The sequence below is a fragment of the Streptomyces sp. NPDC026206 genome (assembly GCF_040638465.1).
Lineage (GTDB): Bacteria > Actinomycetota > Actinomycetes > Streptomycetales > Streptomycetaceae > Streptomyces.
In genome coordinates this window covers 361,826-376,810 of sequence record NZ_JBEZYL010000003.1, presented here as the reverse complement: position 1 = coordinate 376,810, position 14,985 = coordinate 361,826, and the positions used below count along the sequence as shown (strand labels likewise).

General features: G+C 67.4%; 15 protein-coding genes. 6 read left to right on the top strand and 9 right to left on the bottom strand.

Annotated features, from left to right (window positions below; genetic code table 11):
• Nucleotides 1–4 precede the first annotated feature (4 nt).
• From AB0F13_RS08080 to AB0F13_RS08070, 3 genes are read right to left on the bottom strand one after another with little or no spacing between them, the layout of a single operon-like run.
• Nucleotides 5–1,234, bottom strand: coding sequence for a beta-ketoacyl-[acyl-carrier-protein] synthase family protein (locus AB0F13_RS08080; RefSeq protein WP_362077215.1), 1,230 nt, complete (start codon nt 1,232–1,234; stop codon nt 5–7).
• Complete coding sequence (locus tag AB0F13_RS08075) at nt 1,234–1,512, bottom strand: acyl carrier protein (protein ID WP_362076984.1); 279 nt, start codon at nt 1,510–1,512, stop codon at nt 1,234–1,236. Before AB0F13_RS08075 ends, AB0F13_RS08080 begins: the two co-directional genes overlap by 1 nt.
• Complete coding sequence (locus tag AB0F13_RS08070) at nt 1,509–2,786, bottom strand: cytochrome P450 (protein ID WP_362076981.1); 1,278 nt, start codon at nt 2,784–2,786, stop codon at nt 1,509–1,511. Before AB0F13_RS08070 ends, AB0F13_RS08075 begins: the two co-directional genes overlap by 4 nt.
• Before the next feature lie 148 nt (nt 2,787–2,934).
• Between AB0F13_RS08070 and AB0F13_RS08065 the strand changes: the two genes are divergently transcribed.
• A complete protein-coding gene (locus AB0F13_RS08065; RefSeq protein ID WP_362076978.1) occupies nt 2,935–3,465 on the top strand; it encodes a thioesterase family protein in 531 nt (176 codons plus the stop codon).
• Nucleotides 3,466–3,537: 72 nt separating this feature from the next.
• On the opposite strand, the gene AB0F13_RS08060 is transcribed toward AB0F13_RS08065, so the two are convergent.
• Entirely contained in the window at nt 3,538–4,551 is a 1,014-nt protein-coding gene (locus AB0F13_RS08060; protein ID WP_362076976.1) for an acyl-ACP desaturase, read from the bottom strand.
• A 216-nt stretch (nt 4,552–4,767) separates the two neighbouring features.
• On the opposite strand from AB0F13_RS08060, the gene AB0F13_RS08055 reads away from it, so the two are divergent.
• From AB0F13_RS08055 to AB0F13_RS08045, 3 genes are all read left to right on the top strand, one after another.
• Nucleotides 4,768–5,643, top strand: a complete 876-nt coding sequence (locus AB0F13_RS08055; RefSeq protein WP_362076973.1) for a glycosyltransferase — start codon at nt 4,768–4,770, stop codon at nt 5,641–5,643.
• A 263-nt stretch (nt 5,644–5,906) separates the two neighbouring features.
• Entirely contained in the window at nt 5,907–6,104 is a 198-nt protein-coding gene (locus AB0F13_RS08050; RefSeq protein WP_362076970.1) for a CopG family transcriptional regulator, read from the top strand.
• Entirely contained in the window at nt 6,101–6,499 is a 399-nt protein-coding gene (locus AB0F13_RS08045; protein WP_362076967.1) for a type II toxin-antitoxin system death-on-curing family toxin, read from the top strand. The genes AB0F13_RS08050 and AB0F13_RS08045 overlap by 4 nt, the downstream gene beginning before the upstream one ends.
• Nucleotides 6,500–7,735: 1,236 nt before the next feature.
• Here AB0F13_RS08045 and hemC read toward each other — a convergent pair.
• The 3 genes from hemC to AB0F13_RS08030 are packed head-to-tail and all read right to left on the bottom strand — an operon-like array spanning nt 7,736 to nt 9,689.
• Nucleotides 7,736–8,704: a hydroxymethylbilane synthase gene (gene hemC, locus AB0F13_RS08040; protein WP_362076964.1), complete on the bottom strand. Its 969-nt coding sequence runs from the start codon at nt 8,702–8,704 to the stop codon at nt 7,736–7,738.
• Nucleotides 8,701–9,177 (bottom strand): NUDIX hydrolase, encoded by a 477-nt coding sequence (locus AB0F13_RS08035; protein WP_362076961.1) that lies wholly within the window; start codon nt 9,175–9,177, stop codon nt 8,701–8,703. The genes hemC and AB0F13_RS08035 overlap by 4 nt, the downstream gene beginning before the upstream one ends.
• A complete protein-coding gene (locus AB0F13_RS08030) occupies nt 9,174–9,689 on the bottom strand; it encodes a hypothetical protein (protein WP_362076958.1) in 516 nt (171 codons plus the stop codon). The genes AB0F13_RS08035 and AB0F13_RS08030 overlap by 4 nt, the downstream gene beginning before the upstream one ends.
• A gap of 373 nt (nt 9,690–10,062) precedes the next feature.
• Between AB0F13_RS08030 and AB0F13_RS08025 the strand changes: the two genes are divergently transcribed.
• Both AB0F13_RS08025 and AB0F13_RS08020 read left to right on the top strand, forming a co-directional pair.
• Nucleotides 10,063–11,391, top strand: a complete 1,329-nt coding sequence (locus AB0F13_RS08025; RefSeq protein WP_362076955.1) for an XRE family transcriptional regulator — start codon at nt 10,063–10,065, stop codon at nt 11,389–11,391.
• The gene (locus tag AB0F13_RS08020) at nt 11,388–12,209 is read left to right on the top strand and encodes a methyltransferase domain-containing protein (protein ID WP_362076952.1); all 822 of its coding nucleotides are present in this window, start codon (nt 11,388–11,390) and stop codon (nt 12,207–12,209) included. The genes AB0F13_RS08025 and AB0F13_RS08020 overlap by 4 nt, the downstream gene beginning before the upstream one ends.
• A 12-nt stretch (nt 12,210–12,221) precedes the next feature.
• On the opposite strand, the gene AB0F13_RS08015 is transcribed toward AB0F13_RS08020, so the two are convergent.
• Together AB0F13_RS08015 and AB0F13_RS08010 are read right to left on the bottom strand one after the other, a co-directional pair.
• Nucleotides 12,222–12,869: a hypothetical protein gene (locus AB0F13_RS08015; RefSeq protein WP_362076949.1), complete on the bottom strand. Its 648-nt coding sequence runs from the start codon at nt 12,867–12,869 to the stop codon at nt 12,222–12,224.
• A 1,607-nt stretch (nt 12,870–14,476) separates the two neighbouring features.
• Entirely contained in the window at nt 14,477–14,887 is a 411-nt protein-coding gene (locus AB0F13_RS08010) for a winged helix-turn-helix domain-containing protein (RefSeq protein WP_362076946.1), read from the bottom strand.
• Between the last annotated feature and the right edge of the window lie 98 nt (nt 14,888–14,985).

Genomic DNA, 14,985 nt, shown 5'->3' with positions numbered 1-14,985 from the left:
CACCTCACGCTCTCGTGAAGACCAGGCACGCGTTCTGGCCGCCGAAGCCGAAGGAATTGCTCAGGACGACGTCCATGCCGTGCTTTCGGGGGGCTCCGGCCACGACATCGAGGTCGATGCGGGGATCGAGCCGGCACAGGTTGGCCGTGGGCGGAATCAGTTGTTCGGTCAGGGTCAGGACACTGCAGGCTGCCTCGATCGCCCCGGCACCGCCGATGGCATGACCGAGGGAGCCCTTGTTGGCGGTGACGGGAGGAGGGTCGGGGAAGAGGCTCCGCAGCGCCCGGGCCTCGGCGAGGTCGTTGAAACGGGTGGAGGAGCCGTGTGCGTTGACATGGTCGACGTCCGTGACGCCCAGCCCCGCGTCGTCCAGGGCGGCCCGCGCGGCCAGCAGCACCCCTGCCCCGTCCGGCGCCGGTGACGTGGGGTGGTGGGCGTCGGCCGAAGCGCCGAAGCCGGCGAGGGCGGCCAGCGGCCTGACGCCGCGTGCCTCGGCGTGGTCCGGCCTCTCAAGGACGAGCACGGCAGCGCCCTCCCCCAGCACGAAGCCGTCGCGGTCCGCGTCGAAGGGCCGGGAGGCGCGGGCGGGATCGTCCCGGCGCCGGGAGAGCGTGGACATCTGGAAGAAGCACACGGCGGTCATCATCGCCGCCCTGGGCGACTCGGAGCCTCCGGCCAGCACGATGTCGCATCGTCCTGCGTTCAGCAGGTCCTTGGCGACGCCGAGTGCGGTGGCGCCGGACGCGCACGCCGTGGAGACGACCATGTTGGGGCCCCGGGCTCCGAGGTCGATGGCGATCTCGCCCGCCGCCATGTTGGGAATGGACCGCGGCAGGACCAGCGGGGAGACCGCCCGTGGCCTGCCCTCGGCGAGCTTGCCGTATGCCTCCATCCAGTGCTCCATGCTGGAGGCGCCCACTCCGATCACGACACCGACACGGCTGCCGTCCCAGTCGGCGGGCGACAGCCCCGCGTCCTCGACGGCCATCCGCGCCGAGGCCACCGCCAGCCGGGTGAAGCGGCTGGTGCGCCACTGATTGCGTTCCGCGGGGGAGGTGCCGTCGTCGGTGGCGAAGTCCGGTACCCAGCAGGAGAAGTCGACCGGCAGCCCCTCCAGGACCGGGTCGAAGCGGGCGGTCGACGCGCCCCGGCACAGGACGTCCCAGGTAGCCTCCCTGCCGACGCCCGCAGGGGTGATCAGGCCGAGCCCCGTGACGGCCACCGGGCCGGTGATCACCGCGTCTCCTTGCCGGGAAGAACGAAGCCGCTCGGCAGGGCCTTCTCCAGCGCCGTGCAGATCTCCTCGACCGTCGACCGCGCCCCCAGCTCCGTATCGGTGTCCTCCGGGAGCTCCACGCCGGTCAGGTCCTCGAACCGGACGGTCAATTCCATCAGGGCCAGGGAGTCGAGTCCCAGCTCCTCCAGGGTCGCGTCGGGGGTGACAGCTGGGCGGTCGACCGAGAAGGCGCTCACCAGCTCCTCGAGCACGTAGGGGAAAAGTGGCAGTGTCATGTCTGAGCTCCGGGGAGTGTAGGAGCGTGCGCGGTCCGCCAGTGGACGGGCAACCTGTCCAGTCCCCTGACCGTCAGGGTGTCCTTGTATGCCCAAGGCGCATTGGTCAGCCGTGGACGGCGGGGCGCGAGGGCAGCGAGTGCGGTGCGCGCCTCCAGGCGTCCGAGCGCCGCCCCCAGGCAGAAGTGCGGGCCCGCGCCGAAGGCCAGGTGCCGGACGGACGGACGGCCTCGTTCCCGCCGTGGTGGCATGAGATGGCGTTCGGGGCGGAAGGCGTGGGGATCGTCGTGGACGGCGGGGTCGCGGTTGGCCGCCGCGAGGATGACGCCCACGAGCGTGCCTGCGCGGACGGGTATCCCGTCGATCTCCGCGTCCGTCAGTGCGCCGCGGAAGGTGAGTTGCACCGGTGGGTGCAGACGCAGTGTCTCCTCCACCACGGCGGCCAGGGTCCCGGGCCGTTCCGCGAGCCTCCATCCGGCCTCTTCCGGGAGCCGCGCGAGCTGGAGCACCGCACTCCCGAGAAGGTCCACCGTGGTCTCGAAGCCGGCACTCAGCAACAGACCGCACGTGGTCACCAACTCTGCGGTACTTGCACCACCGTGCTCCCGGTACGGCTGCCGCATGGCGCTCACCACGTCGTCACCGGGCTCCCGTCCGCGCAGCTCCGCCAGGCGGTGGAAGTAGCGGACGAACCGGTAGCGTGCCCGTGCGACGTCGGGGGCGGGCGTGCTGTGCGCCGCATCGTCCAGCCCGCGCACCACGAGACGGGAGTCGTGATGGAAGCGCTCACGGTCCTGCGGGGGGACACCCAGCAGATCGGCGATCACCGACATGGCCAGGGGTTCGGCGAAGTCCGTGACGAATTCGGCCTCCCGGCCGGCGCACTCGTCGACGAGCGCCCGGGCGTGCTGCCCGACCACCTCACGAAGGGCGCTGACCCGATGGGCGGCGAAGTAGGGGGAGACCCGGCCGCGCATCCAGGCATGAACCGGGGCGTCCAGTTGCATGAACGAACGAGCCCGCAGTCCCAGCAACGTGGTCTCGTAGAGTTTCGCGGCACCGTGGCCGAACCGCGGGTCGCGCAGCACCCGATCGGCTTCCCGGTGCCCCAGGACGACAACCGTTCCCCCCGGAAGCCGGTGGACCGGCCCTGCGTCCAGTAATTGGGCGGCGAAACGGCAGGGGTTGGCGCGGAATTCGGCACTGCCGGTGCAGAAGAAGGCCGCCACTTCCTCCACCACCGCCTGGGCCCGGTCCGGCACGAACTCACGCATGGCGCCACCACCCGCTTGTCCAAGGGCTCGGGCCGGCATGGCGGGACCCGGGCGCCGCGATCAGCGGATCAGCCGGAGCCGGCACGGGTAGTGCTGGGGGAACAGGGTGAGGGGTGGCGCGTCCGCGGCAGGCCGGAGGAGGCGAACGATGGGCGCTTTCGTGCAGAGGTGCTTCGTACACAGGTGCTTCGTACGCTGGGCGGATCTCAACGCCTTTGGCATGGTGGGCGACGCCGAGCTGGCCGGCTACGTCGAGGAAGCGAGGGGCGCGTGGTGCCGCCGCTTGGCGGCCCTCGGCCCGGACACCGACGAGCCCGTAGGAGCCGGCACCCATGTCTACCTGACGGTTCGCCAGCGCATCGACTACCTCCACCCGTTGCGCTGGCGGGCCGAGCCAGTGGAAGTCCACCTGTCCGTGCTGCGCATCCGCCCAGCCGCCGTGGAGGTCCTCGCCGAGGTCGCGGACCGGGAACGTATCTACGCCAGGGCCCGTGTGCTGTCCGTCTGCTGGGACCCCGCAAGGGAAAACCGCGCCTGCTCACCCCTGAACAGCGCCAGGAACTCGAGCGACACGCACTGCCTGGACAAGATCGTCCCGTGCCCTGAGAGCCCTGGGTGCCATGGGTGCCATGGGTGCCCTGGGTGCCATGGGTGCCCTGGGTGCCATGGCTTGCGGTAGAGCCGCGCCGACGGCCGGACCGGCCCTCGCCTCTCGCAGCACGCTGGTCTCACCGGCTGCACCCGTACCACCTCACTCGGGACTGAGCACCGTGCTGTGCGTGACACCGTCGACGAGCAAACGACGGCCACTGGATTCGAGCAGTGCGGCGCGGCGCTCGGCGAACGCATCGGCCTTCTGCGACAGCTCCTCCACATCGCGGGCCAGACGCTCCCGGGCTGCTTCCCCCACCGGTCCCAGGCCGGTGCGGTCGAAGACCCCCAGATGGCGCAGGATGGGCATGACAACCTGGTCGCGGTGCAGACACAGATCGTAGATCCCGGCGAAGGCCATCTTCACGGCCACACCGTTGAACCCCCGGAGGGCGTGTCCCGGCATGCGGAATTCGGTGACGGCCCGGGCGAGACCACGCATCATCTCGTCGGGGAAGGCGCTCAGTGCGGCCGTGGCCAAGTCACGGTAGAACAGCATGTGCAGGTTCTCGTCAACGGCGATCCGCCTCAGCATCTGTTCACACACGGGATCAGCGCTCGCCCGGCCCGTATTGCGATGCGTCAGCCGGGTGGCACGCTCCTGCAGCAGGACGTAGGCGAGCGCCGCGAGCGGTTCATCGGCGTATCCCACAGCGAACCCTGTGCTCAGGTGTGCGATGCGGGCGCGCTCCAGGGCCACCGGGTCCACCCCGCGCGTCGTGTGCAGATAGGCACGCAGTACGGTCGCGTGCCGGTCCTCCTCGGCGGTCCAGCGGTGGATCCAGACACGCCACGCCTCTTCTCTTCCGTAGGTGGTGAGGAGCTCGTGGTGGTAGCTGGGCAGATTGTCCTCAGTGAGGAGATTGACGAGGAGGGCTCCTCGTACCGCCGCGGGGAGCTCGCTCTGCGAGCACGCCCAGGCCTCGCCACCCAGCGGTCCGTCGAAGTCCTGCCCCCGCCCCCAGGGCACGTACTGGTGAGGAAACCACTCGGAGGCTGTGCGTAGGTGACGATCGAGAAGCCTGGCCACATCTGGACCGAGCTCCGCAGTGACGGCGTCGGCGTTGGCGACGGCGTTGGCGTTGGTGACGGCGTTGGCGTTGGTGACGGACAAGGCTCACCTCCAGGGGTGGCCAGCGAGATGTCCTCCAAAGAGAGCATTGCCCTCCTGTACCGCAATATAGGCACTTGCTCCTGATTCACCCGAACGGGCGACGACGGACAACTGCCACCGATTGGGACCCCCACTACTCCTCGACGCACGCCCGGCTGCGGGTCTGTGAGCCGCTAACATCGCGGAACCATCCGGCGGAGGAGGGAGCGTTCACCCGTGCGTCACCCACGCGTAGGCGTCGCCATCTTGACGATGGGCAATCGGCCGCAAGAGCTGCAAACGCTGTTGGAATCGGTCGCCAAGCAGGACGCCGCCCCCACGCGCGTAGTGGTGGTCGGCAACGGATCTCCCCTGCCACCGCTCCCGGACGGCGTGGCCGGCATCGAACTACCCGAGAACGTGGGCATCTCCGGCGGACGGAACGTGGCCCTCCGAGCCCTGCAAGAGGCCGGGGGCGTGGATGTCGTCGTGGACCTGGACGACGACGGGTGCCTGATCAGCCCGGATGTCTTCGCCCGCATTCAGACGCTGTACGAGCAGGACGCCCAACTGGGCGTCGTCAGCTTCCGTATCGCCGACGAGACCGGGCACACCCAACGTCGGCACGTACCACGTCTGCGGGCCTCCGACCCGATGCGCCGGGGCCTGGTGACCTCGTTCCTCGGCGGCGGGCACGCGTTGTCGATGCCGATGCTGAGGCAGATCGGCGGCTGGCCGGAGGAGTTCTTCTACGCCCACGAGGAAACCGACCTCGCATGGCGTGCCCTGGACGCCGGATGGAAGGTCCTCTACGAACCCGCGCTCGTCCTCCAGCACCCCCGCACCCTGCCCACCCGCCACGCGGTCTACCACCGCATGGTCGCCCGCAACCGCGTCTGGCTGGCCAAGCGCCACCTGCCCGCCGTCCTGGCACCCGTCTACCTCGGCGTGTGGACCCTGCTGACGCTCGCCCGCACCCGCTCCCCCGCCGGGCTCATGGCATGGGCGGGCGGCTTCCTGGAGGGCGTCCGAACGCCGTGCGGCCGCCGTCGCCCGATCAGATGGGCCACGGTATGGCAAATGACCACACTGGGCCGCCCACCGATCGTCTGACCCGGTCCGCACAATCAGACGTGCCGTTGCGGCGCGGCCAACAGGAACCGGGCTCCGCGCTCGACGCCCCGGCAATGGCGTCACGGGAGCGGACGGGGCGCGAGCACGGATAAGGGACAGCTTCATCCACGCCGCCGCACCTCTCGGCGCCCTGACTCAGGCAACCTCGAAGAGCTTGCGGCTGTTATGGCGCCTCACGCTCCGCCATGTCTCGCCCGGAATATCCAGTACCGGAGCAGCACGCACCTCCGTACGGTTCCGGCATGGGCATGTACCTGAGCTTCCGCGACGATCAGATGGCCGCGCTCCACCGCTGCGCGGAGCGGGAAGGAGCCGGCGTGCACGACATCGTTCTGCGCGCTGTCGACGAGTACCTGGGCACGGCCCACCGCATGGTGGTGGGGCAGACGGCCCGGGAGCAGGCGGCCAAGTGGCGCGAGCTCATGGACCGGCTCAAGTGACCCCCGACTACCTGACCTCCGAGGACGCCCTGACCGTCGCCGGTTACGCCTGCGCCGACGACACGCCCGTCACCCTCCGCGACGCGGGACAACTGGAGTCCGCCGTGTACCGGCCGTCCGCCGAGATGTACGGGCACGAGGTGTACCCGGACCTGATCGGCAAAGGAGCCGCACTGCTCCAGGCTGTGGCGATCAATCACCCGCTGATCGACGGCAACAAGCGCACCGCCTGGCTCTCGTGCGTCACCTTTCTCGCGATGCACGGCGTCCACCTGCGCCCGGACATCGACGCCGCGGAACTCCTGGTGCTTGCCGTGACGACGGGTGAGATGCGCGAGGTGGAGGAGATAGCGCGAGGCATCCGAGCACTGCTGGAACCCGCTGCGACAGCGTGAGGTGGTGTTGACGGACCAGGCGACAGGTTGGCCGCAAACGCTGGTCAAACGCCGGGATGTCCAGGGCTTGTGGTGACACAGGATGAGCGCGAAAGGGGCGCCTTGATGAGCCATGCCGAAGGCACGGACGGCTAGTGCCCACGCAAGTGAGCCAGGGGCCTGATCCTCAAGGATCAGGCCCCTGGCCAGTGTCAACTACGCGACTTCCGTCACTGGTCGGACGAATGCGTTGCCGGTCGTCGACCGAGCCGCACCAGGTGCACGATCTCGGCAGCACTCAGTCCCCAGAATACGGCTGAGGTCCATGCCCAGACCGCCGTGGATGCCGAACGGCTGGCGGCCAACTGAACGAGTACTACCGTCAAGACGCCGGCGAAGAGCGCGGGTGTATCCGAGTACGCTCCAAGTCGCGCGGATCGGCTACGCACGCCGCGACGGGTGAGGTACACCTCCGTGCCCAGGGTCGCCATGCAGAACGCTGCAACGGATGTCCACAGCCACCAGTTCACAGGATGTCCCTTTCGTTACCGCCCTCCGCCATGGTGGCATGGCGGCACCGGGACTTGTCAGTTGCAGCCGTTGCTGTAGACGCCGGGAACGAAGAGTCCGGCCGCGAACTTGATCTTCAGGCAGTGATCGTCGGACCTCGCCTCTCACGGCGCTCGTTCCGGTTCACGCGTAGCTCCCCGAACCGGGCTGGCCGATCCGCTGCCATCTCCGGCACGGAAGCTGCGGGACGGCTCGGCTCAGGCTTCAACCACAGGTCCGCCGTCGGCGCAACACTCACGTGCAGCGCTTCAACGCGCTCCAGCACCGCCGGGCATCGCCATGCAACACCACCAAGGTCGCCGCCTTCTGTGAAACGGCGATACGGCTCACGTCCTGCCCGCTCCGGGCAAGATCACTTTGGAGGCGGGCCCCCAGAGTCAGGGCCCAATCTGGCCCACGCCTGGCCCACGCACCCTGGTCAACGGCGTGACAGGGGAGGATCAAGGTGAGACAGGCCCCCACAGGAAAGGGGCGCCCCCAACCAGGGGCACCCCTTCTCACCTGCGTCGACGCAGGACTGGCGGAGGCTGAGGGATTTGAACCCTCGGTGACATCGCTGCCACGACGGTTTTCAAGAGGGCTGTGGGTTCGGGGTCTGCTAGCCCTCTGACCTGCATAAACGGTCTCTAGCGTAGGCCCCGGACGGGACGGCGGGCCACACATGGGCCACAGATTCCTGCAAGGGGGTCAGTGCGGGATGCCCTCGATGATGTCGCGCGCCCCCTGCCGCAGCAGCTCGGCACAGACGCGGGTACCGAGAGTCGCGGGGTCGTTGCTGCTCTCGCCCCAGTAGTGGGCGTGGACGAACTTGGAACCGTCCCGCGAGAAGACCATACCGCGCAACGAAAGCTGCCCATCGGGCTCCGATACGCAGTGCCCGGCGATGGGGCTGTTGCAGTGCCCGCGCAGGCCGTGCAGCATGACCCGCTCCGCCGTGATCTCGGACATGGTCCGCTCGTCGTTGAGCTGGGACAGCAGACCGGCAACGGCTCCGTCGTCCTGGCGACACTCCAGGCCGAGCGTGCCGGCGCCGACGGCGGGCAGCATCTCGCCCACCGTGAACACCTGGCGACCGCGATGGGCCAGGCCGAGACGTTCGAGCCCGGAAGTGGCGAGCACCATGGCGTCGAGCTTGGTATCGATCTTCCTGGTCCCGTCAAGCTTCTCGACGCGGGAGCCGACGGCCCCACGGACCCGCACGACGCTGAGGTCGGGACGCACGCGGTTGATCTGGGCTTTGCGGCGGACGGCCGAGGAACCGATGGCTGCGCCCGGCGGCAGATCGTCAAGAGTCTGCCGCTCGGAGCCTTCCGGGAAGAGCAGGACGTCACGCACGTCGTCACGGGGTAGGTATGCGGCGAAGATCAGCCCCTGCGGCAGCGGCCGGTCACCCGGTACGTCTTTGACGCAGTGCACCGCCATATCGACCGCACCGCGTTGCAGCAGCTGATCGATTTCCTTGACGTACAGGCCCTTGCCCCCAAGCTGGGCCAAGTCTCCCTGCCACTTGTCCGCCTCGGTGGTGACGGGCACGACTTCGATGTTCACGTCGGGCTCATGCTTGCGGAGAAGAGCAGAGACCTGCTCGACCTGGGCGAGCGCCATGGGAGAACTGCGGGTGCCAATACGCAGGGGACGGTCGGGAAAGTCGGTCATAGTGTCCTCTCCTGGGTCCTGGTCTCAAGGTAGGTAGTCGGGCGTGGGTACTGGAGCGGCCCCACGATGCGTGCGGCGATTCGCGGATGCAGGATTTGCAGGGCGCTGGTCGGCGGCTCCCAACGCCACGCGTCGATCTCCTCGTACTGCAAGGTGATGCGGTCGTGGTCAGCGGGAATCAGCTGCGGGCCCGCGAAGATGAAGGCGAGGCGGTCGCGCCGGTCGGGCCTGGTGGCTTGCAGCCACTCAACGGCGAACAGGTCGTGCGTCTGCACGTCGAGGATCAGACCAAGCTCTTCGCGGACTTCCCGCCGGGCCGCGTCGAGCGGAGATTCCCCGAGTTCGACGGCCCCACCGGGCAGTGCCCATGGAGCATCCGGCTTCGCGGGACGGACGACCAGTAGTCGGCCTTGGGGGTCCGTAATGAGCACAGACGCGGTGACCGGGTGTCCAGGTGGCGGGGGCCTGGTCATGGTGCCGTTCCCACCGACTCACGAGGGTCCATGACGGCGGTCGCTCCCATACGGACACGGCCGGACAGCAACCCGCGGCCGAGATATTCCTGCGTGGCCTTCTCGTCGGTGTGCGGCGGAATGGGATCGAGTCCCAGCAGGATGCACACCGGGGCGCCCTCACTGACCATGCGCGACCATTCAGCGCCGACCGGCGGCAGACGCAACGAGTACGGGGCGCCCGCGATGGTGAGCAGAGCACCTGAGGTGCCCAGCAGTATCACGCGGTTCCCCACGTGGCGCAGGGTTTCGGACGGTTCCGTGAGGTCCAGCGCGGCGGACAGGCCGAGCATCTGCTGTTCGATGCTCTCGGCTGTCTCCCCTTGGCGACGCGCAGGCGGGTGTCCGATCAGCAGGAAGGCGACGGGCCCGGCAGCGGTGACTTCGGCCCACGTGGACACCACCACCGAGCACAGAAGGCCAGGCGTGACGCCGGTTGCCCGGCTCGGCTGCTTCGTGAGTGTGCCATTCATCGTGTGCCCTCCTCCCGCATGGCCGACAGAACGACGAGGCGACGAACCACGAAACGAGCGGGCGGCCGGGTGCAAAGGGGCGTCTCGCGGTTCTCCAGCGCGATACTGATGACCTGACCACCACCGGGTGACTGTTCTCCCACAGGTGGCGTGCTCACGGTGCGGAACACGCCCTCGTCGAACACAGCGTCGCCTTCCCGGATGCGATCGGCCCGCATCAAGGCGAAGTAGCGCGTTCTACGGTCCCTGACCGTTCTTCCTGGCGGCATGACTCCAGCCAACCCCCATCACCCGTTTGAGTCGGGAGCCTGGGCGGGGGCCAGTTGGGGGGCCAGTATGGGGGCCAGCAGCGGATTGCCGGGGAGGGCAACGGATGACCGAGACGGGCATCGGGGCACTGCTCGCTCAGTTACGCGATGGCCTCGGGTGGTCACAGCAGCGCGTCGCCGACGAGTACAACAAGGCCGAAGGCCGCTCGGCCATGACCGGCAAGGAGATCGGCCGGTACGAGCGCGAATCCCGTGTGCCGACTTCCCGGACACGCAACTTCCTTGCAGCCGTCTTCGGGGTCGATCCGCCGACGCTCGACCGCGCGGCGGGCATCACGAAGAGACGCAAGGCGCAGGGCCGAAGTCTCAACTTGCCGACGCCCCGGGAATACCTTCTTGCCGCGCCCTCACGCCGCGTGCTGGCGGCTGACGCCTTCGCCTCAGCGAGGTTTTCGCGCTTCATCGCCTCCCGGAACACCGACGCCTGCGCGGTCGAGCAGCTCGACGCCGAGGTCTTCTCCCTGGCCCGCCAGTACGTCAGCCATCCGGTCTCTGAGCTGTACGCCGGAATCCGTGGCCTGAGAGACGAGACGTTCGACCTGCTGAGGGGACGGCAGCGGCCACGGCAGACTTCTGACCTCTTCGTGACAGCGGGGCGTCTGTGTGGGCTGTCAGCCCATGTGTGCCTCGACCTGGGGGACTACGCGTCCGCCATGACCCACGCTCGTACGGCCTGGGCCTGTGCCGAAGAGGCGGACCACCATGGGCTCCGCGCATGGGTACGGGCGGTGCAATCACTGATCAGCTTTTGGGACGGTGACCCAAGGACCGCCGTTGACTTCGCCCGCGCCGGCCAAGCCGTCCCGGCGGCCGGGACCGCCGGAGTCCGACTAGCCAGCCTGGAAGCCAGGGCCCTCAGCACGGCCGGAGACCGCGACGGAGCAACGGCCGCATTACGTCGAGCCGAGCACGCACGGGACATCCTGCGGGACGGTGACGAGATGCCTGGCATCTTCAGCTTCCCACGCGCCAAACAGCTGACCTACGCCGGAACCACGCACCTCTCGCTAGGCGACAGCAGCAACGTACGCCAGGCGATCGACTGCGCCGCTGCCGCTGTCGACCTCTACCGCGGTGCAGACGCCGACGATCGTTCGACCGGAGACCTGCTCGCCGCTCACCTGGACCTTGCCCGTGGCTACATGTTTGCTGGAGACATCGACGCGGCCGAGTCCAGGCTGATCTTCGTACTCGACAGCCCGCCCGCACTCCTCTCGGCGAGCATCCGTCGTCGACTGAGCGGTCTCGGCAACGATCTCGGGGCAGCCCAGTACCGTGGTTCGCTACGCGTCGCACATCTACGCGAACGCATCAAGAGCACGGCCGCATCCACCGCATTGCCCGCCAACGACCCTCCGGAGCCGATGACGTGACCGACACGCCCGCACGGCACGACGCCGCCGTCACCGACCGCTCGCTCCTGTCCGGCAGTGCCTACAAGAGCGGGCGGGACCTGTCGGCCCGGCAGTCCCTGTACCAGTGGCAGTCACCGCGCTACGACCTGCCGGACCTCGTAACGGAGCACCTGCGGGAAATCCGCGGGACGGTCGTGGACGTGGGATGCGGGAACGGCAAGTTCATCAACCGCCTCCGGCAAGACCGGCCCGATCTCCGACTGCTCGGCCTCGACATCTCGGCCGGAATCCTGGGCGAAGTGCCCGGGCCTGTGGCCGTGGCCGATGCCGCGCGGCTGCCCCTGCGCGACGCCAGCGCGAACGCCGTACTGGCCCTGCACATGCTCTACCACGTGGAAGACATCCCCGGGACGATCAGCGAATTCGGCCGGGTCCTGATCGAGGGCGGAACCGTCGTCGCATCGACCAACAGTGACCACGACAAGGCGGAGCTCGACGACCTGTGGCAGCGCGCATCCGGAGACGTCCTCGGCCGTGACCGAGGACCGTCACGCATCTCGCTCAGCGCCCGGTTCTCACTCGAAAAGGCCCCCTCATTGCTCGGCACCGCCTTCGGCACGGTGCACGTAATCGAACTGCCCGGAACCATCGCCGTGACCGATCCCGCGCCAGTCATCGCGCACATGGCGTCATACCGGGCATGGGCCGACCAGCACGAAGTGCCCTTCGAAGAAACGATCCAGCGCGCAGGGCAAATCGTCTCCCAACAGATCGAAAAGCGGGGCCGGTTCGAGATCACATGCCTCGGCGGCCTGCTGATCTGCCGTAGCAGCTAGACAGGATTCTTTTCAGTAACGGCTGTCCTGCCACCGCACTCGCTCTGATGCAGCAGTCTTGCATGCAACGCTTCTAAGCGTCTTCAAGTGAGCGCCTCTTGGATTGATAGAGAATCTGATCATCTCAAAGACGGCAAGGATGTTTACAGAAATCAAGAGGCCATAGAGGGAAGAGACGGCCCAAAAAATAATTGCTTCCGCCTGCGACCTGTAAGCAATGTAACAAGCATATGCTGTAAACCCAATGACGATCACCACATGGGACACAAACGTGAGAATGGTCAACGCCGCAAATGGCCACAGATTCGTTGTCCAGCCCGAGAATAGCCCTTGATGCAGTGTCATAAACCCCGGAAAATTCGCATGCCAGTTCCACGACTTAGCTGACAGTTGCGCCTCAAGATGCATCAGGTAGCTCTGCCTAACACGAGACGCGGCATACTGAAACGTCACATAACCAGTGAGGATCAACAACGGGAAGGGAGCGGCCAGCAAAAATTCTGGCTGAATTTTTGACTGCCTTTGCTGATCAGCCAAGTAAGCGGCGGCTGCCGCAAAATAGGCTAGCGTTCCTGTGGTAACCGCGATGATTAGGCCTGCCGTGTTTTGTTCGTCATGCCGTTCAGTCTCGTACACAGACCTGAGCACTTCATCGTCCATACGGCATGCTCCTCCTTGCGGTACCAGCCCTAGCCTTACCGCAAGCCAGGGAGGCGGCCACACAGCTGGGGCAATCGGGTGCCGTGATCACGCGGCACCCAAGGGAGCCTCCCCACACTCCTCCAAATCCGCTGCGGGGACGCGCCGGCGGTGCCCATGGCTCACTTCGTCGGCCAGCGAAGCCCCCGACAACGGGGCCACAGAAAGTCAGCCGCGACGCGCCCGCACTGTGACGATCGCCCGCCACGTGTGGCTCCAGCAACCACCCACCGGCACCAGCCACGCTATCCATTCCCGTCACGTCCGGTGCCTCTGCCGGCCGTTGCGCTGCGTGCTTGCCCGGCCCGTCCCTTGGGCTGGTGCCATCGGAGAGGGGCGGCGCGAATGCGGCGGGATCTGGCTACGGGGGTGCCTGCGTCGGATGCGGCGGCTGGATGGTGGGCTTCGGCGCTGTCGGCCTGGTGGTGCCCCCGCTGGGCCCTCCGAGGTACTTCCTGGACCTGGTCGTCGCGCTCGGTTGGTCACTGCGCGCTGAGCGGACGGGGGCCGCCGGAGCGGTGGCGCTAGACAAGGAGCGGCGGCGGCCACGGGCTGCCAGCGCGCGGCGGGCCGCGCGAGCGGGCCGCCCTTGATCCAGTAAAGAAACTCGTAACAGCCCTGCTGCTTCTCTTTCTTGGCCGCTTCGGCCGAATCTTTCTCCGAACTTGCTTCCGTTTTAAGGTGCTTTGCTCCCCTACTTGCCCGTGCTTGCCTAGTTTGCGCTGGTTCGTTCCCGGGATCGCGTAAATCTGTCCACAGGGCCCCTCCGGCAGGCTTCTGTTCATCAGGTTCGAGTTGTCCGCACGACTCCGGCATGAGGGTACGTGGGTCGGGGTTTCCCCAGGTCGCTGGGGGATTGGGCCCTGGTTCGTGCTGCCCGATGACAGTTGGCTGCGGACAACTTTTATCCACAGGGGTGATGTGTGTCACTAAGTGTCATGAAGCGGCGGTTTTCGACACCTAGAGCAATCGACGGCGGGAGTGCGCTAGCCGCAGCGGGGGTGTCCGCTTTCGGTGATCACCTGTCGCTCGCGTCGGAGGGCCCGGCGCTGGATGAAAGGAAGGCGGTCAAGTGACGGACATCACGTCGATGTTAGGTCATACGGGGACGCTCGGTCACACCTCTATAGGTGATCCCCTCGAATGCCCACTGATGGCGGGGGTGGTCCTGCTTAGCACGCAAGCGCCGGTTAGGGAAACCGGTGTTTCTCCGGACCCTGGAAGCACGGTCCGGGACGGAATGAGTGAGGAGGTGTGAGACGTGAGCGGTGGCGTAACGGCCGACTGGGCGGGGCGGGCGACCTCGTCCGGAAGGGGCGGCGGAAGTGCGCTGACGGCTTGCCCGGTGGGGTGTCCGCTTCCCCGGCTGCAATGGGCCCATCGCGGGCAACCCCGTGATCGGCCCTACCGGGGCTGGGGTGAGTACGGCGCGACAGAACGGCACGACATGAACGGGGCGGGCATGCACGCGAACGAGGCGGCGGAGATCACGGCGCGGATGGCCGAGATTGACAAGAAGCTGGGCCAGTTGGAGGAGCTGGCGCGCCGCATATGCGAGAGGGGGGCGGCTACTTCTTCTTCGGCTTCTCGGTGATCCCGGCAAGCTGCTGGAAGACGTCCAAGAGGTTGTCCAGCCTGGCGTTTACGGCGTCAAGGCGTTGGGACAGCTCCACGTATTCGGGCGTGGGCATGTGCTCTGCGGGCTCCTGCTTGCTCGTGCCGGCCGTTGTGCTGGGCTCGGGCGGTAGGGGATCGCAGACGAAGTTGCCCCGCCCGGGTGTGGAGTAGATCAGCCCCTCGTCGCGCAGGAGGCGCAGGGCAGAGCGCGCGGTCATGTTCGCGATCTCGTATTCGGCTTCGAGGTCGCGCGAGGACGGGACGCGCTCGCCCGGCTTGATGCGCCCGGAACGGATCTGCTTGCGGATCTCGTCGGCGACCAGCCGGTACGGCGGAGTGTGGGAATCCCTCGGCAAGCTCATGCACCGAGGGTAGCCCGCCTGGCGCACCCATCGCACTAAACCGCTTGCACTGCTCAGAACCTAGCCATGCCCGAACGCCGCGCTATGGACATAGTGAG